At 72.1% G+C, this 20,203-nt stretch carries 21 protein-coding genes and 1 riboswitch; of the genes, 7 read left to right on the top strand and 14 right to left on the bottom strand.

Going from position 1 to position 20,203, the window contains the following annotated elements:
• Positions 1-109 precede the first annotated feature (109 nt).
• From ACGF5O_RS09840 to ACGF5O_RS09825, 4 genes are read right to left on the bottom strand one after another with little or no spacing between them, the layout of a single operon-like run.
• The gene (locus tag ACGF5O_RS09840; RefSeq protein ID WP_393809380.1) at positions 110-544 is read right to left on the bottom strand and encodes a GNAT family N-acetyltransferase; all 435 of its coding nucleotides are present in this window, start codon (positions 542-544) and stop codon (positions 110-112) included.
• 44 nt (positions 545-588) lie between these two features.
• Positions 589-1,443: an LLM class F420-dependent oxidoreductase gene (locus tag ACGF5O_RS09835; RefSeq protein ID WP_393809379.1), complete on the bottom strand. Its 855-nt coding sequence runs from the start codon at positions 1,441-1,443 to the stop codon at positions 589-591.
• A gap of 29 nt (positions 1,444-1,472) precedes the next feature.
• Complete coding sequence (locus ACGF5O_RS09830; RefSeq protein WP_393809378.1) at positions 1,473-4,040, bottom strand: ABC transporter permease; 2,568 nt, start codon at positions 4,038-4,040, stop codon at positions 1,473-1,475.
• Positions 4,041-4,044: 4 nt separating this feature from the next.
• Positions 4,045-4,878 (bottom strand): ABC transporter ATP-binding protein, encoded by an 834-nt coding sequence (locus tag ACGF5O_RS09825; protein WP_393809377.1) that lies wholly within the window; start codon positions 4,876-4,878, stop codon positions 4,045-4,047.
• A 154-nt stretch (positions 4,879-5,032) separates the two neighbouring features.
• On the opposite strand from ACGF5O_RS09825, the gene ACGF5O_RS09820 reads away from it, so the two are divergent.
• On the top strand, positions 5,033-5,284 hold the full coding sequence (locus ACGF5O_RS09820; RefSeq protein WP_393809376.1) for a toxin-antitoxin system HicB family antitoxin: 252 nt from the start codon (positions 5,033-5,035) through the stop codon (positions 5,282-5,284).
• A gap of 4 nt (positions 5,285-5,288) precedes the next feature.
• Positions 5,289-5,663, top strand: a complete 375-nt coding sequence (locus ACGF5O_RS09815) for a fic family toxin-antitoxin system, toxin component (protein WP_362659459.1) — start codon at positions 5,289-5,291, stop codon at positions 5,661-5,663.
• Positions 5,664-5,682: 19 nt separating this feature from the next.
• Here the strand turns inward: ACGF5O_RS09815 and ACGF5O_RS09810 are convergent, their stop codons facing one another.
• Both ACGF5O_RS09810 and ACGF5O_RS09805 read right to left on the bottom strand, forming a co-directional pair.
• Entirely contained in the window at positions 5,683-6,366 is a 684-nt protein-coding gene (locus tag ACGF5O_RS09810) for a class I SAM-dependent methyltransferase (RefSeq protein ID WP_393809375.1), read from the bottom strand.
• Between the two features lie 79 nt (positions 6,367-6,445).
• A complete protein-coding gene (locus tag ACGF5O_RS09805) occupies positions 6,446-7,132 on the bottom strand; it encodes a triacylglycerol lipase (RefSeq protein WP_362585591.1) in 687 nt (228 codons plus the stop codon).
• A 119-nt stretch (positions 7,133-7,251) separates the two neighbouring features.
• Between ACGF5O_RS09805 and ACGF5O_RS09800 the strand changes: the two genes are divergently transcribed.
• Positions 7,252-9,423: a LuxR C-terminal-related transcriptional regulator gene (locus tag ACGF5O_RS09800; RefSeq protein WP_393809574.1), complete on the top strand. Its 2,172-nt coding sequence runs from the start codon at positions 7,252-7,254 to the stop codon at positions 9,421-9,423.
• Positions 9,424-9,747: 324 nt separating this feature from the next.
• Complete coding sequence (locus tag ACGF5O_RS09795) at positions 9,748-11,118, top strand: BTAD domain-containing putative transcriptional regulator (protein WP_393809374.1); 1,371 nt, start codon at positions 9,748-9,750, stop codon at positions 11,116-11,118.
• Between the two features lie 73 nt (positions 11,119-11,191).
• Here the strand turns inward: ACGF5O_RS09795 and bioD are convergent, their stop codons facing one another.
• Genes bioD through bioB form a run of 3 tightly spaced genes read right to left on the bottom strand, consistent with a single transcriptional unit; the run spans position 11,192 to position 14,431 of the window.
• The gene (bioD, locus tag ACGF5O_RS09790; RefSeq protein WP_393809573.1) at positions 11,192-11,908 is read right to left on the bottom strand and encodes a dethiobiotin synthase; all 717 of its coding nucleotides are present in this window, start codon (positions 11,906-11,908) and stop codon (positions 11,192-11,194) included.
• A gap of 2 nt (positions 11,909-11,910) precedes the next feature.
• Positions 11,911-13,197 (bottom strand): adenosylmethionine--8-amino-7-oxononanoate transaminase, encoded by a 1,287-nt coding sequence (locus ACGF5O_RS09785; protein ID WP_393809373.1) that lies wholly within the window; start codon positions 13,195-13,197, stop codon positions 11,911-11,913.
• Positions 13,190-14,431 (bottom strand): biotin synthase BioB, encoded by a 1,242-nt coding sequence (gene bioB / locus ACGF5O_RS09780; protein ID WP_393809372.1) that lies wholly within the window; start codon positions 14,429-14,431, stop codon positions 13,190-13,192. Before bioB ends, ACGF5O_RS09785 begins: the two co-directional genes overlap by 8 nt.
• Positions 14,432-14,578: 147 nt before the next feature.
• Here bioB and ACGF5O_RS09775 point away from each other — a divergent pair, with 147 nt between their 5' ends.
• Complete coding sequence (locus ACGF5O_RS09775; RefSeq protein WP_393809371.1) at positions 14,579-15,706, top strand: 8-amino-7-oxononanoate synthase; 1,128 nt, start codon at positions 14,579-14,581, stop codon at positions 15,704-15,706.
• Positions 15,707-15,816: 110 nt separating this feature from the next.
• On the opposite strand, the gene ACGF5O_RS09770 is transcribed toward ACGF5O_RS09775, so the two are convergent.
• Together ACGF5O_RS09770 and ACGF5O_RS09765 are read right to left on the bottom strand one after the other, a co-directional pair.
• Positions 15,817-16,044 (bottom strand): DUF397 domain-containing protein, encoded by a 228-nt coding sequence (locus tag ACGF5O_RS09770; RefSeq protein WP_393809370.1) that lies wholly within the window; start codon positions 16,042-16,044, stop codon positions 15,817-15,819.
• A gap of 9 nt (positions 16,045-16,053) precedes the next feature.
• A complete protein-coding gene (locus ACGF5O_RS09765; RefSeq protein WP_393809369.1) occupies positions 16,054-16,914 on the bottom strand; it encodes a helix-turn-helix domain-containing protein in 861 nt (286 codons plus the stop codon).
• Positions 16,915-17,126: 212 nt separating this feature from the next.
• Here ACGF5O_RS09765 and ACGF5O_RS09760 point away from each other — a divergent pair, with 212 nt between their 5' ends.
• On the top strand, positions 17,127-17,600 hold the full coding sequence (locus tag ACGF5O_RS09760; RefSeq protein ID WP_393809368.1) for an ATP-binding protein: 474 nt from the start codon (positions 17,127-17,129) through the stop codon (positions 17,598-17,600).
• A 34-nt stretch (positions 17,601-17,634) separates the two neighbouring features.
• Here the strand turns inward: ACGF5O_RS09760 and ACGF5O_RS09755 are convergent, their stop codons facing one another.
• The 3 genes from ACGF5O_RS09755 to ACGF5O_RS09745 form a co-directional block, all read right to left on the bottom strand.
• Complete coding sequence (locus ACGF5O_RS09755) at positions 17,635-18,108, bottom strand: C40 family peptidase (protein ID WP_362585614.1); 474 nt, start codon at positions 18,106-18,108, stop codon at positions 17,635-17,637.
• A 3-nt stretch (positions 18,109-18,111) separates the two neighbouring features.
• Positions 18,112-18,296: riboswitch (cyclic di-AMP (ydaO/yuaA leader) on the bottom strand.
• 361 nt (positions 18,297-18,657) lie between these two features.
• A complete protein-coding gene (locus ACGF5O_RS09750; protein ID WP_393809367.1) occupies positions 18,658-18,966 on the bottom strand; it encodes a hypothetical protein in 309 nt (102 codons plus the stop codon).
• Between the two features lie 7 nt (positions 18,967-18,973).
• Positions 18,974-19,609, bottom strand: a complete 636-nt coding sequence (locus ACGF5O_RS09745; RefSeq protein ID WP_393809366.1) for an ATP-dependent Clp protease proteolytic subunit — start codon at positions 19,607-19,609, stop codon at positions 18,974-18,976.
• Positions 19,610-19,728: 119 nt separating this feature from the next.
• Between ACGF5O_RS09745 and ACGF5O_RS09740 the strand changes: the two genes are divergently transcribed.
• Complete coding sequence (locus tag ACGF5O_RS09740) at positions 19,729-20,016, top strand: type II toxin-antitoxin system Phd/YefM family antitoxin (RefSeq protein ID WP_393809365.1); 288 nt, start codon at positions 19,729-19,731, stop codon at positions 20,014-20,016.
• The last annotated feature ends 187 nt before the right edge of the window (positions 20,017-20,203 follow it).

The following is a 20,203-nucleotide window of genomic DNA, read 5'->3' as shown; positions in this document are numbered from 1 at the left end:
CGTTGCCGAAGGACAGGACTGGGAGGCTCGCCCATGGCTGGACGCTCACACACCTTTCATCGAGGAAGGACGACGACTCCCCCAATAGTAAAGGATCGGCAAAGTGGTGTCAGAGGCCGTCGTCCGTCAGCGGCTTCACCCACCGCCGCCACTGCTCCTGGGGCTGGTACCCGGCCGCCCGCCAGGCATGTTGCGCGGTCTCGTTGCGGACCAGCACCATCGCGTCCGCGCGCCGTCCGCCCAGCCGCAGGAAGCGCTCGTCGGCCGCCGTCAGCAGGGCCGAGCCGATGCCCCGGCGGCGCCGCTCGGGATGCACCGCCAGCCGGTACAGATGGCAGCGCCAGCCGTCGAAGCCGGCGATCACCGTGCCGACGAGTTCACCGTCCAGCTCGGCGAGGAGCAGGGCCTCGGGGTCGGTGGCGAGGAGACGGTCCACGCCACCGCGGTCGTCGCTGATGCTGGTGCCCTCGGCCGCCGTCTTCCAGAAGGCGAGCACGGCGTCGAGGTCTCCGGACGTGGCAGCCCGTATGCGCAGATCGGTCATGCGGTGATCACATCACGGCCGTTCCCGCCCGTAAGCGATTTCCATTATGCGGACAGCTCCGCCAGCACCGGCGCGAACGCCTCCATGTACGGCTCCAGGACGGTCAGATACGAGAACCCGTACCGGTCGCGCAGTCCTCGCACCCGCCCGGCGACCTCCTCCAGCGTGCCGACCAGGACCGTGGGCAGGGCGAGGACCTGCTCCAGGGTCAGCTCGGGCCGCCGCTCCAGGACGGGGCCGAGCGCGGACGAGGGGGAGTCGGTGACCGCCGCGACCTGGATGAGCAGGTTCCGTTCGGCGGCCTCGGCGCGCGTCACCGCCAACTCCCCGTAGCGGTCCACCCGTTCGTCGAGTTCCTCGGCCGTGACCGGATCCAGGCGGCCCTCCGCGCTCCCCGGCACCAGGCGGGCCCCGGTGAAGGCCGCGATGTCCGCGTGCTCGGCGGTCAGCCGCAGCATCCGGTCACCGTTGCCGCCGATCAGCAGCGGCACCCCGGCCCCGTCCGACTTCAGCAACTCCTCTACCGTGCGCCGCAGATGGTCCACCCGCTCGCGCGGCGAGCCGAACGGCAGCCCGGCCCGGTCGTGCTCCGCCCGTACATAGCCGGTGCCGAGGCCGAGTTCGAGACGGCCGCCGGTCAGCGCGGCGGTCGTCGCCACCTCGCGGGCCAGCAGCACGGGGTTCCAGAAGCCCGCGTTGAGCACGAACGTGCCGAGCCGGGGCCGTTCGGTCGCCTCGGCCGCCGCGACCAGCGCCGGGAAGGGCGCCGGCATGCCCAGGTGGTCGGGGACGAGGATGACGTCGTACCCGAGTTCCTCGGCACGCCGGCACTTCGCGCGCCACTCGCCGGCCGACGCGGGCGTGAGCAGACTGACCCCGAAACGGAACGGGCGCGGCATGAACTCTCCTTCGCCGAAGACGACTTGGGTCACTCGTGCGCGATGGCCGCCAGCACGTTCATCCGTGACGCGCGCAACGCCGGCAGCAGCGCGGCCACGATCCCCACGACCGCCGACCCGATCACGACCGCCACGATCGTGCCCCACGGGACGGCGAGGGCCTTCATGCCCTGGAGCGCCAGCACCTGCTGCGTGCACACGCCCCACACCAGGCCCAGCGCCAGCCCCAGCACCGCGCCGAACACCGCGATCACCACCGACTCCAGCCGGATCATCCGGCGCAACTGCCGCCGGGCCAGCCCGATGGCGCGCAGCAGCCCGATCTCCCGGGTGCGCTCCACGACCGACAGGGCCAGGGTGTTGACCACCCCGAGCACCGCGATCACGATCGCGAGCCCGGGCAGCGCGTAGACGAGGTAGAGCAGCACGGCGATCTGGTCGTGCACCAGCTTCTTGTAGTCGGCCTGGTCACGGACCTGCACCTGCGGATACGGCGCCAGCGTCCGCTCCAGCCGCGAGCGCAGCTGGTCGGCGCTGGTGCCCGGGGCCCGGTTCACGTACAGCGACGAGTCCTGGCCGTCGGGGACGTACTTCTCCACCGTGGCGATGCCGAAGAACAGCCCGCCCTGGGTACCGAAGCCGCTGCCGCTGTCCTGGTCGGTGAGGGCGCCCACCTTCATCTCGGCCCGCTTCCCGCCCTGGAACTCGACCGGGAGCACGCTGCCCAGGCGCACCTTGTGGTCCTCGGCGAAGGTGATGTCCATGCCGAGGCTGCCGGGGGCCAGCGCCGCCGCGGTGTCGCCGCCCTTGTAGGCGACATGGGCGACCTCGTCGACCTGCGGGTCGTACCCGGCGGCGGTCGTGGTGACCCGCTTGCCGTCCGGCAGCCGTACCGCCACCGGCGCGAACCGCTGCCGTACGACGAGCCCCACGCCCTCGGTGCCGCGCACCTTGTCGGTGATCTCCCGGGTGAACGGCAGGAAGTTGCCGTTCTGGACGACGAAGTCGGCGCCCAGCGTCCTGTCGATCTGCTGGTCGAAGGACTTGGACATGGAGGCGCTGGCCACCGACATCCCGCCGACCAGGGCGAGCCCCACCATGAGCGCGGCGGCGGTGGCGCCGGTGCGACGCGGGTTGCGCAGGGCGTTGCGCTGGCTCATCCGGCCGACCGAGCCGAAGAGGGCGGGGAAGGCCCCGCCGAGGACCCGGATGACGGGCCGGACCAGCAGCGGGCCCGCGATGACCGTCGCGACCAGGGTCAGGACGACCCCGAGGCCCAGCAGCGAGGCGGCGGAAGCGGTCTTGGTCGCCGTGGCGCAACCGGCGAGGGCCGCGGCCCCGAGCACCCCGACGATCCCGCCCACGATCGCCCGGGTCCTGAGCGGCTTGCCCACCCCGGCGATCTCGGCGTCCGCGAGCGCCGCCATCGGCGACACCGTGGCCGCGCGCCGGGCGGGCAGATACGCGGCGACGAAGGTGACGCCGACGCCCACGACGTAGGCGGCGACCGGCGTGCCCCAGCCGACGACCATCTCGGTGGCCTTGAGGTTCATCCCGAACGCGCTCATCAGCTTGATCAGCCCGAACGCCAGCCCGACCCCGGCGCCCAGGCCCAGCGTCGAACCGACGAGACCCAGCAGCACCGCCTCGGTGAGCACGGACCGCCGCACCTGCCGCCGGTCGGCGCCGAGGGCGCGCAGCAGCCCCAGTTCCCTGGTGCGCTGGGCGATCAGCATGGAGAAGGTGTTGACGATGAGGAAGACGCCCACCAGGGTGGCGATCCCGGCGAATCCGAGCATCACGTACTTGATGACGTCGAGGAAGCCACCGAGGTCCGCGGCCGACGACTTCGCCTGCTCGTCGGCGGTCTTCAGGTCGTACGTGCCGGTCCCGATCGCCGCGCCGATCCGGGCCTTGAGCGTGGCGTCCGGCACTCCCTGCGCCGCGTCCACCGAGATGCTGGTGGCCCGGCCGGGCGAGCCCAGCAGCTCCTTCGCGGCCACCGCCGGGTCGAGGAAGACCAGGGCCGCGCCGGGGTTGGTGGTGGTGAAGGTGGCGATGCCGACGATCTCCACCTCGAAGGTGCCGGGCTGGGCCTGCACGGTCAGCGTGTCGCCGATCCGGACGTCCTTCTTGTCGGCGGTGTCCGCGTCGAGCAGCGCCTGGCCTGCGCCCCGCGGGACGTGTCCCGAGGTGAGCTTCACGGGGCTGCGGTGGGTGAGGTACCAGTCGGTGGCGATGGTCGGGGCGCCGGTGGTCGGGCCGACCGACTTGTTGTGGCTGTCGACCACCACGATGTTCTGCACCGAGACGTCGGCGTGGGTGTCCGCGACCCCGTCGACCTTCGCCACCTTGCCCGCCAGCGCGGCCGGCACGGTCTGGACGGCCCCGGTCGGCACCGACGACTTGAGGTCCTGCTTCGGCTCCACCGTCACGTCGGCGGAGGTGGAGGCGAACAGCCGGTCGAAGGTGCGGGTGACGGTGTCGGAGAAGATCAGGCTGCCCGCGACGAACGCCACGGACAGGACGATGGCCAGCGCGGACAGCATCAGCCGTCCCTTGTGGGCCAGGAAGCTCCGCAGGGTTGCCCTGAGCACCGGGTCAGTCCTCCCCGGGTCCCGTGGACCCGTCGCCCACGTCGGTCCCCGTGGACCCGCGACCTGCGTCGGACCCGCGACCTACGTCGAACCGCTTCATCCGTTCCAGCACGGCCTCCGCCGTCGGCCCCTCCATCCGGTCCACGATCCGGCCGTCCGCGAGGAAGAGCACCAGGTCGGAGTGGGCGGCGGCGCCCGGGTCGTGGGTCACCATGACGACCGTCTGGCCGAGCTGGTCCACCGCGTCCCGCAGGAATCCCAGCACCTCGAGACCCGCCCGTGAGTCCAGGTTCCCGGTCGGCTCGTCGGCGAAGATCAGCTCAGGGCGGGAGGCCAGCGCCCGCGCGCAGGCCACGCGCTGCTGCTGGCCGCCGGAGAGCTGGGCGGGCCGGTGCTTGAGCCGGTCCCGCAGCCCGAGCGTGTCGATGACCTGGTCCAGCCACTTCTCGTCGGGCTTCTTGCCCGCGATGTCCATGGGCAGGGTGATGTTCTCGGCGGCGTTCAGCGTCGGGATCAGGTTGAACGACTGGAACATGAACCCGATCCGGTCCCGGCGCAGCCGCGTCAGGTCGCGCTCGCGCAGCCCGGTGATCTCGGTGCCGCCGAGCCAGACCTGACCGGCCGACACGGTGTCCAGCCCCGCCAGGCAGTGCATCAACGTGGACTTTCCGGAGCCCGACGGCCCCATGACCGCGGTGAAGCGGCCCCGCGCGATGTCCACGTCCACCGAGTCCAGCGCGAGCACCGCCGTCTCGCCCGCTCCGTACGCCTTGGTCAGCCCGCGCGCACGGGCCGCGACCCCGTCCGCGGCGGGCGCCTCCGCAGCTGCTGTGGACAAGACTGCCTCCCCGTGTCGCACGACGGTCGTCCGGCCTCTTCGCCCCGCCTCTTTGTCCGGGTCGAGCGTAGTGTGACCCGTCCCACAGCCGGTATCACTTTTCGATTCCGATGCGCGCTTGCCGTTGCTAGCGGATCCGCGCTAGCTTCGAGTCATGGCGAAGACCCAGCTGAACGTGCGCGTGGACGAGGACACCGCCAGGGCGGCCCGCGAACGCGCTCTCGCGCGCGGTATGAGCGTCAACCGCTACATAGAGGAACTGGTCATGCAGGACACGGGTGAGGCCGGCCGCACGTTCGTCGAGGCCGCTGCCGATTTCATGAAGCAGTACGAGTCCGTCTTCGCCGAGGAGTTCGGCGAGACGCACGGTACGGACACGTCTGACAAGACCGAAGGCCGTCACTGATCCCTTGAGCGACCTGACGATCGACCTCGCCTGGCTCCTCATGCTCGCCGAACAGAAGACCCCCGGTGACCCCCAGGTCACCGACTGGGGTGCGCTGATCGCCGCCGTGGCCAGGCACCGGGCCGAGATATTCGACGTCCCCGTCTACGACTCCCCGCAGGCCCGCGCCGCCGCCCTGCTCCAGCTGCTGATCCACGTCCCGGCCCTGGAGCGCTCGAACGCCCTGTTCGCGTCCTCGGTCGCCTACGCCTACCTGGTGGCCAGCGGCCTCAAGGTCGTCACCTCGCCCGAGCAGGTCCGCGACCTGGCCCGGCTGGTCAAGAACGGCGAGGCGAGCGTCGCCGACATCGCCGAGGAACTGCGCCGCTGGAGCCTGTGACCGGCCCGCGGAGCCTGGATCAGGCCTCCGAAGGCTTGCGTGCGACGCCCAGCGCGCAGTACGAGGAGGGCAGCCGGGGGCCGTTCTCCGGCAGGAACACCCGGCGGTACGGGCCGAGTTCGAACCCGGCCGCGCGCAGTTCGGCGAGCGGTTCCCGGGACAGATGGCAGCCGCCGGCCAGCAGCGGCCACACCGTCCGGTCCAGGGTCCGCTGGGTGAACCGCATGGCCGGGCCACCGCCCGCGCCGTGCTCGAAGAACCGCAGCTCACCGCCCGGCCGCAGGACCCGCCGCACCTCCGCGAGCGCCCGCCGCACATCCCGGACGCTGCACAGCACCAGCGAGCACACCGCCGCGTCGAAGGCCTCGCTCTTCACCGGCAGCGCCTCCGCCGCACCCGGCACCACGTCCACCGGGACGTCGGCGCGCACGGCGGCCTCCGCCGCCAACTGCCGCAGGGTGCGTTCCGGTTCGATCGCCACGACCTCCGCGACCGAACGTGGGTAGCGGGCGAAGTTGAGCCCGTTGCCCGCGCCGATCTCGATCACCCGCCCGGACAGCCCGGAGAGCAGCCGCTCCCGGATCGCGGCCATCCCGAGACCGGTCTCGGCGGAGACGCTGCAGCGGGCGTAGAAACGCGCGAACAGCGGGTGGTGGACGGGATCCCGCACCGGTGTCCCGGCGCCGGCGGACATCAGCCGCATGACGGACCTCCCGACGGAAGCGGGTCTACGGTGATTGTCCCCCGTTGCGGCCCGTCGCACCCCCGCTGCCGCGGACGGCTCAGCCGATGAAGTCGCGCACCTGCTCGTAGACGCCGTAGTCGTTGTTCATGTCGGTGTGCGAGATGCAGCCGACGTCGACGTTGGTCGCCCCGCTCAGCTCCGCCGAGGTGTCCGGGTCGATCGCCGCGTCGCAGTCCGACCAGTACGCCGCGTACGAGACGCTGCCGGGCGTCTCGTCGCCGGAGTTCAGGGCGGTCAGGAAGGAGCTGCCGGTCGTCATCTCCTTGCAGGACGTGTACAGCCACCCGCACAGCGAGGCGACGCTGGTCCCGTGGTTCACCCCGGCGACCGACACGAAGTGGTCCACGTACGAGGTCCCGCCGAGGTTCTTCAGGTAGTAGCGGCTGTTGAGCGCACCCATGGAGTGCACCACCAGGTCCACCTTGGAGGCGCCGGTCTTGGAGAGGACGGACTGGATGTAGGTGGACAGCGTCGAGGCGGTGGTGACGTTCGACTTCGTCCAGTCGTACGAGATCGCGTACAGCTCCGAGGACGAGTAGCCGTCCGCCTCGAAGTCCGCGATCCAGTCGTCCCAGCTGCTGGAGTCGCTGCTCAGACCGTGTACGAACACGATCGGGTCGTGGCTCGCCGCGTGCGCGGTGCCGGCACTCAGGGGGAGGGACAGAAGGAGCGAACCGGCTATCGCCGACAGAGCGGTTGCGATGCGACGCTTGGCGCGTTGCATGATGCCTCCTGAAACGGGTGGGGTTGTTCAGGAGTGTCGGGACAGGTCTACGCGCGGCGCATCGGCGAAGTCGCCAGTCTTTACGAGTCAACTAACTCGCCAGTAACGTCTTTGGTGTGGTGATTCCGGTGAACCCCCCACCTCTGGACCGCACTTCGCCACCGCAGCCGACCGACGCGGGGCCGTGCCCGGCTTCGGCGCTCCCCGAGGGCGTCCGCGCCCGGGTGCTCCACGTCGTATACGAAGACCAGCGCGCCGTGGCCGAACTCGTGCCGCGTCTCACCGAACGGCAGGCGGCCGGCGCCGACCCGCTGCCGGTCGAACCGGCGGAACTCGCACCGGGGTTGCTCCGTACCCTGCGCCGGGAGATCCGCGCCCTGCCCGACGAGACCCGGCTGCTGTTGCTGCTCGCCGCCGCCGACCAGTACCCGGTCGCCACCCACGCCTTCCTGCGCGCGGTCACCGCCGGCCGGCTCGACACCCGCCCGCTGGAGGCGGCCGAGGCGGCCGGGGTCGCCCACGCCAGTGCCGGCGGGGTGTTCTTCCGGGATCCCTGGACCCGGATCGCCGCCTACGAGACCGGCTCGGCGGCCGACCGCCGCGAAGCCCATCTGCTGCTCGCCCGGGTGCTGGGCGGCAAGGCCGAGACGGCCCGCCGCTCCTGGCACCGGGGCGCCGCGGCACTGGGCCCCAGCGCCCGGCTCGCGGCGGAACTGCGCACCGCCGCCGACCGGGCCCGCTGCGAGGGGCGCCCCGCCCTGGCCCGCGCCCTCGCCGAGCGCGCCGCCGACCTCTGCCCCGACCCGCCCGAGGCGGGCCGGCTGCTCGCCCTGGCCGCCGCCGACGCCTGGCGCTCCGGAGAGCCCGACCGGGCGAGACGGCTCGCCGCCCGCACCGACAACTCCGCCCTCGACGGCGTGCTCGCGCTCAGAGCCGGCAACGCCGCCGAGGCCTTCGACGCCCTGCTCACCGCCGCCGTCCGGCAGGAACGTTCCGCCGATGCCGTGGAACTCCTCGCCCTCGCCACCGAGGCCGCCGTCTACACCGGTGACCTGAGACGCTGCCGCGAGGCCCACGTCCTGGCCCAGTGGCTGGACCTCCCGCCGTCCGGCATCCTCGCCGCCCTCGCCTGCGCCGTCGAGGGCCGCTACGCAGAGGCCCGCGTCCTCCTCAAGGGCACCGCGGGCCGCTGCGGGCCCGGCGGCGACCCCGGTCCGCTGATCCACTCCGGCATCGCCGCGCTGATGCTCGGCGACCACACCCGGACCGTCACCGCCACCCTCCGGGCCGCCGCCTCCGCCCGGTCGCGCGGCATCCCGGGGACGGTCGCCCAGGCCATGGAGTTCCGCGCCTACGCCGACTTCTGGACCGGCCGCCCCCGGGCCGCCGAGGCCGCCGCCCGGGAGGCCCTGCGCCAGGCCCACGCCACCGGGCAGGACAACGGGGCCTGCCATCTCCAGGCCGCGCTCGCCATGTTCGCCGCCGTCACCGGCGACGAAGAGGCCTGCCGGGAGCGCGCGGCGGCGGCCCGTTCGCACGCCCTGGCCCACGGACTGGGGCTGCCCGCCGCCCTCGCCCAGTGGGCGCTGGCCTTCCTCGACCTGACCAACGGCCGCTTCCCGGCGGCGGCCGCCCGGCTGCGCGCCCTCGCCGGGTTCGGCCCCGGACACGGCCACCGGGCCATCCGGCACCTGGCCACCCCGCACTACGTCGAGGCCGCCGTCCGCACCGGCGACACCCGGGTCGCCCGCGCCGCGCACGCCGACTACCACCGCTGGGCCACCGCCGTCCGCAGCCCCGACGACCTCGCGCTCAGCGCCCGCTGCCGGGCCCTGCTCGCCCCCGGCGCCGAGGCCGTCCAGCACTACCGGGCCGCACTGGACCTGCACGCCCGGGGCACCCGGGACTTCGAACGCGCCCGCACCGAGCTGCTGTTCGGCGGTGCGCTGCGCCGGCTGCGGCAGCGCACCGAGGCGCGCGACCGGCTGCACAGTGCCCGGGAGGCCTTCGAGTCCTTCGGCGCCCCGCACTGCGCCGCCCAGGCCCGCGCCGAACTCCGCGCCCTCGGGACGCCGTTGACCCCGCACTCCGGAACCGACCCGGCCGCCGTGCTCACCGCCCAGCAGCTGATGGTCGCCCGGATGGCAGCCGACGGCGCCACCAACCGCGAGATCGCCGACCGGCTCAACCTCAGCCCGCGCACCATCGACCACCATCTGCGGGGGGTCTTCAGCCGGTTGGGCATCCGCTCGCGGATCGAACTGGTCCGGTTGCTCGGCGAGTCGCACTGAGGAGCGGCTCCCCGTGGTTGAGTGCGGCGCCGTCATGGCCGGTCGCGCAGTTCCCCGCGCCCCTTCGGGGGCGCCGGTGGAGCGCCCCTTCCAGGGGCGCGGGGAACTGCGCGACCAGCCCCCACACAGCCGCACCCGACCATCGAGTCGCGCTACCGAAGGCGGAACGCTGTCACGGGTCGCCTTTCCAAGTGGGCTCCTTCGAGAAGCCGTTCGGGCCCGTCAGACTGATGCCGAGCTTGCTGAGCCCCGTGAGCACCCTGAGCGAACGGGCAGGAACGGGCGTGCGGCTGCCGGCGTGGAGGAGTGCGGAGTGGGGTCGGGATGACGGTGGAGTTCGGCGTGCTGGGCAGTGTCGAGGCCGATATCGACGGCCGGTCCGCGTCGCTGGGGCATGCCCGCCAACGGGTCGTGCTGGCCGTGCTGCTGGTGGACGTCAACCGCCCGGTGACGACCGATCAGCTGGTGGACCGCGTCTGGGGAGACCGTCCGCCGCGGCAGGCCGTCACCACCCTGCGCGGTTACCTCTCCCGGCTGAGACAGGCCCTGGCCGCCACGCGCGAGGCGGCCATCGCGCGGCAGCCGGGCGGTTACGTCCTGAACGCCGCCGACACCGTGACCGTGGACATGCACACCTTTCGGCTGTTCCTGACCAGGGCCCGTGCCACCGCCGACGACACCCGTGCCGCGGCCCTTTTCGAACAGGCCCTGCGGCTATGGCGCTCGGAACCCTTCGCGACCTTGGACACCCCTTGGTTGAACGCCCTGCGCGACACCCTGGTCCAGGAACGGCAGGCAGCCCAACTCGACCTGGACGACCTGCGATTACGCCTCGGACAGCATGCGGCGATGCTGCCCGGCCTGTCGGCCGGCGCGGCGGCGCGTCCGCTGGACGAACGCCTGGCCGCCCAGCTGATGCTCGCCCTGCACCGCAGCGGCCGCTCCGCCGAGGCTCTGGACCACTTCCACCGGACCCGCGGCCGACTGGCCCGGGAACTGGGCATCGACCCGGGGCAGGCGCTGCGGGACGCCCAGAGCGCGGTCCTGGGCCAGGGCACCGCCGGCACAACCACCCCGCGGGAGCGAGAACCGGCGCGGCCGATCACGCCTCCCGCCCAACTGCCCCTGTCCGTCGCGGCCTTCACCGGCCGTGCGGACGAACTCGCCAGCCTTGACGCCCTGCTCCCCGGCACCGACGCGTCCGGGACAGGTCCGGCGCGGCCCGCCGCGGTGGTCGTCCCGGCGATGTCGGGCACCGCAGGAGTGGGCAAGACCGCGCTGGCCGTGCACTGGGCGCACCGGGTGCGCGACTCCTTCCCCGACGGGCAGTTGTACGTGGACCTGCACGGATTCGACCCGGGCGGCTCCGTGCTGAGCCCGGCCGACGCGGTCCGGGGGTTCCTGGACGCCCTGGGGGTGCCCCCGGCCCGCATCCCGCGGGGACTGGAGGCGCAGACGGGCCTCTACCGGAGTCTGCTGGCCGGCCGGAGGGTACTCGTGGTGCGTCACCGGATGGACGTACGCGCCGTACGTGGACGACAGCGCCGCGGCCAACGGGTCCGTTCCGCACTGCTGACCAGGTCCGCCCCGGCCGGCCCGAGGACGTGGTCCGCGGGCCGGCCCCGGGCCGGTGGCGGACACTGCCGTCTCGGATCCGGGCGCCGATGTCAGTGCTCCCGGGCAGCACAGAGGTGAGCATGCGAACCCGACGACGCGGCGAGTACGCGTGCCAGGTGTCGCGAGCCGGACTCCCGTTCTGTCCGGGGCTCTAGGGCGCCTCCCGAATCCGGAACGCCTCCGCGTCCCAGCTCCCGTCCAGCCGTGCCGACAGCCAACCCGGCGCCACCGCGCGGAAGTCGGCGGGCTCCAGCGCCCCCGCCCCCGCGGGCAGCGCGCCGAGCAGCGGCGCCCCCGCCACCTCCGGCAGGTCGGCGACGTTGCACCGCGACGCAAGATCGGGGGAGTCCGGCCAGCTCCCGATCACCACCCCGAGCAACTCCAGCTCACGAAAGCGCAGTTCACGCGCCGTCAGCTCGGTGGTGTTCAGTGTGCCGAGCCCCGCCGACGCCACCACCAGCACCGGCGCGTTCAGCAGCCGGGCCGCGTCCGCCAGTGTGCCGCCCGCCGCGTCGAACCGGACGAGCAGGCCGCCCGCGCCCTCGACCAGCACCAGCTCGTGCTCGGTGGCCAGCTTGGCGGCGGCCTCGGCCACGTCCTGCGGCCGAACAGGCGGCATCCCCGCCCTGCGGGCCGCCGTGCCCGGCGCCAACGGCTCGGGGAAACGGGCGACTTCGACCGCCGTCACGGCCCCCGCGAGCCGCGCGACCTCGTCGGCGTCCCCGCGCTCGTCGGGTCGTACCCCCGTCTGCGCGGCCTTCAGGACCGCCACCGAGCGGCCGGCGGCGACCGCGGCGGCGGCGACCGCGGCCGTGGTGACCGTCTTGCCGACCTCCGTGCCCGTCCCCGTGATGACCAGGATCGGCATGCTCATCCCTCCCGCGCCGCGGCGCACACCGCGCGCGCGATCCGTGCCACGTCCGCGTCACCCGTGACGTACGGCGGCATCGTGTACACGAGGTCGCGGAACGGCCGCAGCCACACGCCCTCGCGCACCGCGGCGGCCGTGGCGACCCTCATGTCGACCTCGTGGTCGAGCTGTACGACCCCGATGGCCCCGAGGACCCGGACGTCCCGTACGCCGGGGAGTTCCCGGGCCGGCGACAGGCCCTCCCGCAGCCCCGCCTCGATCCGCTTCACCTCCGCGAGCCAGTCCTGGCCGAGCAGCAGCCCGAGCGAGGCGCAGGCGACCGAGGCCGCGAGCGGGTTGCCCATGAACGTCGGCCCGTGCGCCAGCACCGGCACCTCGCCCCGTGAGATCCCCGCGGCCACCTCGGGCGTGCACAGGGTCGCCGCCATCGTCAGGTAACCGCCGGTCAGCGCCTTGCCGACGCACATCACGTCCGGCGTGACGGCCGCGTGGTCCGCCGCGAACAGCGCGCCGGTGCGGCCGAAGCCGGTCGCGATCTCGTCGAACACCAGCAGCACGTCGTGCGCGTCGCACGCCTCCCGCAGCACCCGCAGGTAGGCGGGGGAGTGGAAGCGCATCCCGCCGGCGCCCTGCACCACCGGCTCCACGATCACCGCGGCCAGCTCGTGCGCGTGCCGCTCGATCACCGAACGCAGATGCCCGGCGTACGAGTCGTCGTACTCCGCCGGCGGCGCGTCGGCGAACACCTGGCGGGGCAGCACCCCGGACCAGAGCTCGTGCATGCCGCCCTCGGGGTCGCAGACCGACATCGGCTGCCAGGTGTCGCCGTGGTAGCCGCCGCGCCAGGTCAGCAGGCGCTGCTTGGCGGGGCGGCCGAGGGAACGCCAGTACTGCAGGCACATCTTCACCGCGACCTCGACCGACACCGACCCCGAGTCGGCGAGGAAGACGTGCTCCAGGCCGACGGGCGTGATGTCGACCAGGAGCTTCGCCAGGCGGACGGCGGGCTCGTGGGTGAGCCCGCCGAACATCACATGGCTCATCCGGCCCAGCTGGTCGTGCGCGGCCTCGTTGAGCACCGGGTGGTTGTAGCCGTGGATCGCCGACCACCACGACGACATGCCGTCGACCAGCTCGCCCGAGCCGTCCGCGAGCCGCAGCCGGACCCCGCTCGCCGATTCCACGACGAGCGGTTCGGCCCGGCCGGGCATCGGGCCGTACGGATGCCAGACGTGCCGGCGGTCCAGCTCCAGCAGCTCGGGGACGCTCAGAGCGGGGTCAGGCATTGGGCGCGAGATCCGTTCCGGCACCCCGGCGGCGGACGGCGACCAGGTCGGTGCGCGGCTCGCCGGCGGCGACGGCGACAGCCTCGGGCGCGCCTTCGTGGGAGCCGCACACCGACCCGCACCCGGCACCCTCGCCCGCGTGGGACGCGCAGCCCGCGCCTTCCGCCGCGTGCGACCCGCACCCGCCGCCCTCGGCCCCGTGCGACCCGCAGCCGCCGCCCTGGACCTCGGCCCGGTGCCGCGGCAGCGTCACCTCGTCCGCGCCCTCCACGGTGAACCCGGCGTCCGCGATCATCTCCAGGTCGGCCTGGCCGGCCTGGCCCTCGGTGGTCAGGTAGTCGCCGAGGAAGATCGAGTTGGCCAGGTGCAGCGCGAGCGGCTGCATGGTGCGCAGATGGACCTCACGGCCGCCCGCGATCCGGACCTCCACGTCGGGGCAGACGAACCGCACCATCGCCAGGATCCGCAGACAGCGCTGCGGGGTGAGGTTCCACTCCTTGGCCAGCGGGGTGCCCTCGACCGGGATCAGGAAGTTCACCGGAACGGAGTCAGGGTCCAGCTCGCGCAGCGAGAAGACCACGTCGACCAGGTCCTCGTCACTCTCGCCCATGCCGGCGATCAGACCGGAGCAGGCCGACAGCCCCGCCGCGTGCGCCTTGTTGACCGTGTCCACCCGGTCGGCGTACGTGTGCGTGGTCGTGATCTCCCCGTACGTCCCCTCGGACGTGTTCAGGTTGTGGTTGTAGGCGTCCGCGCCCGCCTCGCGCAGCCGCTCCGCCTGGCCGTCGGAGAGCAGGCCGAGACAGGCGCACACCTCGACGCTCTCGTTCTGCTCCTTGATCGCCTTGATGGTGCCCGCCACCCGGTCCACGTCCCGGTCGGTCGGACCACGCCCGCTCGCCACCAGGCAGACCCGCTTGGCGCCCCCGGCCAGGCCCGCGGCGGCCGCCTTCGAGGCCTCGTCGGGTTTCAGCCAGCTGTACTTCAGGATCCCGGTGGACGAGCCCAGCCGCTGCGAGCAGTAGGAGCAGTCCTCGGGGCACAGGCCCGACTTGAGGTTGACCAGGTAGTTGAGTTTCACGCGCCGGCCGAACCAGTGGCGGCGCACCTTGCCGGCCGCGGCCACCACATCGAGCACGTCGTCGTCGGAGGTCGCCAATACGGCGAGCGCTTCCTCGCGGGTCGGCAGCTCGCGCCGAAGCCCCTTGTCCACCAGCGTGTTCAGCAGGTCCATGAGAGCCGATCCTGTACTACGAGGCTGCTCCGGGCCAAGGAGAGTTTGCACAACCCTGTCAGTTCAACGTGTGGGTATTGCCACACAGTGGGCGCCTGATGATCCCGCTAGGGTCTGTTCACTGCCTACAAATTCACCGGAGGGGCCATGGCGTTCGGCTGGATCGACGAACAGGCGGAACTCCGCCGCCGCGCCGGACTCGTACGGACCCTGCGTCCCCGCCCCGCCGACTCGCCGCTGCTGGACCTCGCGAGCAACGACTACCTGGGCCTCGCCCACCATCCGGAGGTCGCCGAGGGCGCCGCGGGGGCGGCCCGGACCTGGGGCGGCGGCTCCACCGGCTCCCGGCTGGTGACCGGTACGACGGAACTCCACACCGAGCTGGAGCGGGAGCTGGCCGAATTCTGCGGGTTCGAGGCCGCCCTGGTCTTCTCCTCCGGCTATGCCGCGAACCTCGCCGCCGTCACCACGCTCGGTCCGCACGGCTCCCTGATCGTCTCCGACGCCCTGAACCACGCCTCCCTGATCGACGGCTGCCGGCTGGCCCGGGGCGCCACCCAGGTCGTCGGGCACGCCGACCCGGACGGCGTACGCAAGGCCCTCGGGACGCACGAGGGGCCCGCCGTGGTCGTCTCCGACACGGTGTTCTCCGTCGACGGGGACGCGGCACCGCTGGCCGCACTGGCCGAGGCGTGCCGGGAGCGCGGTGCCGGGCTGCTCGTCGACGACGCCCACGGGCTCGGCGTGCTCGGGGACGGCGGGCGGGGCGCGCCGTACGCGGCCGGGCTCGCCGCCGCCGACGACGTGGTGGTCACGGCGACCCTGTCGAAGTCGCTGGGCAGCCAGGGCGGGGCGGTGCTGGGTCCGGCCCGGGTGATCGACCATCTGGTCAACGCGGCCCGGACGTTCATCTTCGACACCGGCCTGGCCCCCGCGGCGGCGGGCGCGGCGCTGGCGGCCCTGCGGCTGCTGCGCCGCGAACCGGGCCGTGCGGCGCGGGCCCGCGAGGTGGCCGCGGAACTGCACGCACGGCTGACCGCCGCGGGTCTGGAAGCGGTACGTCCGGACGCCGCGGTGGTCTCCGTGCGGGCCCCGTCCCCGGAGCAGGCCGTGCGGTGGGCGGCCGACTGCCGTACGGCAGGCCTGGCCGTGGGCTGTTTCCGTCCGCCGTCGGTGCCGGACGGCATCTCACGGCTCAGGCTGACCGCCCGTGCGGACCTCTCCGGGGCCGAGATCGAACGCGCTGTACGTGTGATCGGCAAGACACGACCATGAGTCGGCGTGACACGGCCGGGCCTGGCCCGCGGGCGGATACGGAGTCGGGGATGGATGGGTGCGAGCCTGATCGGTTTCGTTCATCTCTGATCAGACTCTTCTGGGGCTGATCAGCCGGCGAACGCGGCCGTGAATCCCGTCCAGCTCTCGGGGGAGAAGAGCAGCGCGGGTCCGGCCGGAGCCTTGGAGTCGCGCACGGCGAGCAGTCCGGCCGACGGGCCGGAGCGCGGCCGTGCCGTCTCCACGCAGTTGTTCGCTCCGGTGCTGTAGCTGCTGCGCAGCCACCGCAGTCCGTGCAGATCAGCACTTGGAGGTACGTTCCGAGGCAGTGCAGTCATGGTGCCTCCTTACGCGCCGTCAGCTATTGCGGCGATGTAATCCAACGAGTCCTCGGGCGAAAGGGCGTGGATCCGGAGCGTGTCGAAGGCCTCCGTGTAGGCCTGGAGGTCTTCTTTCCGCTCCAGGTAGAGGCTACTCGTCAACTGGTCGATAACAACCACGTCCAGATCAGAAGTGCTCGGAAATGAGAAGATTACGAAAGGTCCGGTGATGCCGATATGCGCTCCGGCCGCGAACGGCAGTACCTGGAGCCGTACTTGGGGCAGCCGGGCCGCCTCCATCAGCCGCTCCAGCTGCCGCGCCATCACTCCGGGACCGCCCACCTCGCGGCGCAGCACCGCCTCGTCCAGGACCGCGCTCAGCTCCAGCGGCGGATCGTGGCGCAGCACGTCCTGCCTGGCCAGCCGTACCTCCACCAGGGTGTCGAGGGAGTCGTCGGCGCGCCCGTCCATGGCCGCCCGGGTCACCGCCCGTGCGTACTCGGGGGTCTGCAGCAGCCCCGGCACGACCAGGGTCTCCAGCGTGCGCATCGCACTGGCCTGTGACTCCAGGCTGATGAAATCGCGGTAGGCGGGCGGCAGCACCCCACGGTAGGCGTGCCACCAGTGGTGCCGCCCCGCCGTGTCCTCCGACCCCGCCAACACCAGCAGCAACTCGCGCAGTTGCCCCTCGACCACGCCGTAGGCGTCCAGGAGTAACCGCACATCGGCCGGTTTCACACCGCTGGCGCCGGTCTCGATGCGGCTCACTTTCGACTGATGCCAGCCCACCAGACGGGCGGCCTCACCGCTCGTGAGGCCGGCGCCGGTGCGCAGTGTGCGCAGTTCGGCGCCCAGTTTCCGGCGGCGTACCGCGGGACCGTTCTGCATGGGCTACTCCTTACTCCTTCCGAGCCGCCCAAATACGGTCTGAGGTTGCAGAGTTCACCGCTTCGAGCGACAGATATATGCATATCTTGGTGGATCGCTCCCCGTGACCGGCCCGGTAATGGCAGTCTGGCGAAGAAGCACCAGTCCGGGACCGTACTCGAACCATCCGCACTGTGTCGGACTCCGGTCCCGAGGAAAGGGACGACGTCGCCATGGCAGACCACCTGGAAGCATCCGTCACCCTGCCGAGCGATCCCGCCTCGGTCTCCGCCGCCCGTTCCTACGCGCTGGACACCCTCGCGGAGTGGGGCCTGCCACCGGAGACGGAGACCGCGGACACCATCCGCCTCATCGTCTCCGAACTCGCCACCAACGCCGTGCAGCACACCTTCGGGCAGTCACCCACCTTCACGGTGGACCTCGTGCTCGACCGTGACGAGCAGCTGCGCATCGGCGTCACGGACAGTCATCCGCGCTTCCCCAAGAGACTCCCCGCCGCGGTGCAGCAGGACAACGGGCGCGGCATGGTCATCATCCGCTGGCTCACCGCGGAGTGCGGCGGCAAGCTCCGGGTACGTCCCACCCGGGAGGGCGGCAAGACCGTCTCCATCGAACTGCCCTGGACGGTCCCCGCGGACGCCGTCACCGCGGACACCGTCACCGCGGCCGGCCAGCAGGAGCCGTAGCCCTGAGCCCCTGCAGGCCGGCCGTCGGTGCGGGTCAGCTGACCCGGCCGTACCAGACGCTGCGCGTCCAGATCTTCTGGAGCTTCACCACGTCCCCGGTCTTCGGGGCGTGCCAGATCTTTCCCTTCCCGGCGTAGATGCCGACGTGGTACACGCTGGAACCCGAGTGGAAGAAGACCAGGTCCCCGGCCTTGCGGTTGCCGGCCGAGATGTGACGGGTCTTGTTGTACTGCTGGGCCGCCGTACGCGGCAGCTTCTTGCCCGCCTTCTTGAACGAGTACAGCGTCAGCCCGGAGCAGTCGAACCTGTTCGGTCCGGTGGCGCCCCACCTGTAGGGCGAGCCCTTCTTCGAGGCGGCGATCTGCAGCGCCTTCGTCGCCATCGTGGCGGCCGAGGCGTCGGAGGCGACACCCGGTATCACGATCGAACCGCCAACGGCGGCGATGGTCAGCGCCGAGGCCGTACCGGCCCGGGCCATCAGCGACGGAACACGATTGAGCGCAGTCATGCGCAACCCTTCGTCAGCCGCCTGTGAAGGATGACCTGTCGGATTCGGGCTGGCGAAGTTGCCCGGCCGTGTCACCACGGCTTCACCCCAAGGGCTGCTCGACCCGGTCATGGCGCGACCGTGCCGGCGACCCGGCTTGCTTGGGTCCTCCACTCCTGCCGATGCACTTCTGTCGACGGGTCAATCCGGGCGGCGGCAGGACTCGGCGTCCGCCCGGACCGCCCCGCCGCTGTGGCGGGGGCTTGTCGTCAGACAGGGATCTTCACGCACTCGTGTCCGAAAATCCCAACGGAATCGGGGATTTGTGGGGTTACTCACCACCCACCCGTTCGGGTGGACAGCCCTGTGTTCGATTCTTCGTCAACTGCCCTGCGTAGCCCCGGACCTGCGCGAAAGCCGTTCGCGGACACCCCCGTACGGGCAACCTGAGCGGCCCCCGCGGGCAGGTAAAACCACGCCACACTCCGCCGTTCGGCGGTAACCCCTTTGGATCGTTTCGACTCGGGCCCGGTCGTTCCGTCGACGCGGTGCACCGGTGTCCGGAGGGTGTCACCGTACGCAGTCGGGCGGGAGTACGACGCGAGCGGTCCGGCGCTCGCCGTCGAGCACCCGCAACGCCCGTGTCAGCGTGTCCCCGTGGAGCTCCGTCTCGCCCCGCAGATGCATCAGGGCGAGCGCGTCGCGCAGCTCGGCCGCCGCGCGCACCAGCGCCTGCGCGGCGCGCAGCCCACGGTAGGTGTCCTCGTTCTGCGCCGGATTGATCCGGCCCAGCAGATCCACCACGTCCAGGTAACGGTCGATCAGCTCGCCCTCGGCGCGGGTCAGCGCGGGCAGCGGCGGCAGCTCCGGCGGAGGCATCGGCGGCTCACCCCGCGTCCGGCAGACCGGGCGAGGTCCGGCGGGTGGGCATGACCCGGTCCACCAGCCCGTACGCCAGCGCCTCCGGCGCGTCCAGGACCAGGTCCCGCTCCAGGTCCTGGTGCACCTGCTCCGCCGTGCGCCCGGTGTGCCGGACGAGCATCTGTTCGATCATGGTCCTGACCCGGTCCAACTCCGCCGCCTGGATGGCCAGATCACTCGGCTGGCCCTGCACCGGTTGCGGCAGCGACGGCTGTTGGAGCACGATCCGCGCCCCGGGCAGCACGGACCGCTTGCCCGGGGTGCCGGCCGCGAGCAGGACCGCCGCGGAGGCCCCGGCCTGCCCGAGGCAGACCGTCTCCACGTCGCAGGTCACGTACTGGACCGTGTCGTAGATCGCGGCCATCGCGCTGTACGACCCGCCCGGTGAGTTGATGTACAGCGAGATGTCCCGCTCCGGAGCCGCGTGCTCCAGGTACATGAACTGCGCCATCACGTCGTTGGCCGAGGTCTCGTCGACGGGCGTGCCGAGGAAGACGATCCGCTCCTCCAGCAGCTTCGAGTACGGATCCATGGTGCGCTGGCCCGTGCTCGTGCGTTCCGTGAACTCGGGCAGGACATAGCGGGCGGACGGTCGGGTCATGGCGTACCCCTCCTCGGGCTCTCTCTGTTGAAAATGTACAGGACGTACAGATCCTTGGGAGGGGATTCCGCTGTGGCCGAACAAGATGTGATGTCCGGGGTGCCCCGTAAGCTGGGTTCATGGCCTACGAGATTCCGGTGACCCAAGCCAGGGCTGAGCTCGCCGAACTGATCAACCGGGTGGTGTACGGCGGTGAGCGCGTCGTCGTCACGCGCCATGGCAAGCCCCTGGTCGCCCTTGTCTCCGCCGCCGACCTCGAACGCCTCGAAGAGCTCGCGGACCCCGCCGATGACCATGTGGACCACATGGTCAGCTCGGTCTCCACGGTCCGCGAGACCGCCGCCGTACGCCCCGAACGCGGCCGCTTCGGCATCGCGGCGGAACACAGGGGAGCCCAAGGCTCCTGAACAAGCGCCCCCGAAGGGGCATGAGGAACTGCGCGACGACAAGCGCCCCCGAAGGGGCGCGGGGAACTGCGCGACCAGCCGCGACGGCGCCGCGGACGAACGACTGCGCCTCGTGGCGCTTCCCGCCGAGCACCCTGCACGTCTCAGAACGCGTGTCGCCGAGCTGCCCCGCGGCCCCCCCCGAGCA

The organism is Streptomyces sp. NPDC048291 (assembly GCF_043201715.1).
Taxonomy (GTDB): domain Bacteria; phylum Actinomycetota; class Actinomycetes; order Streptomycetales; family Streptomycetaceae; genus Streptomyces.
Note: the sequence above shows the minus strand (reverse complement) of the source record. Positions and strands in the feature narration are given on the sequence as shown.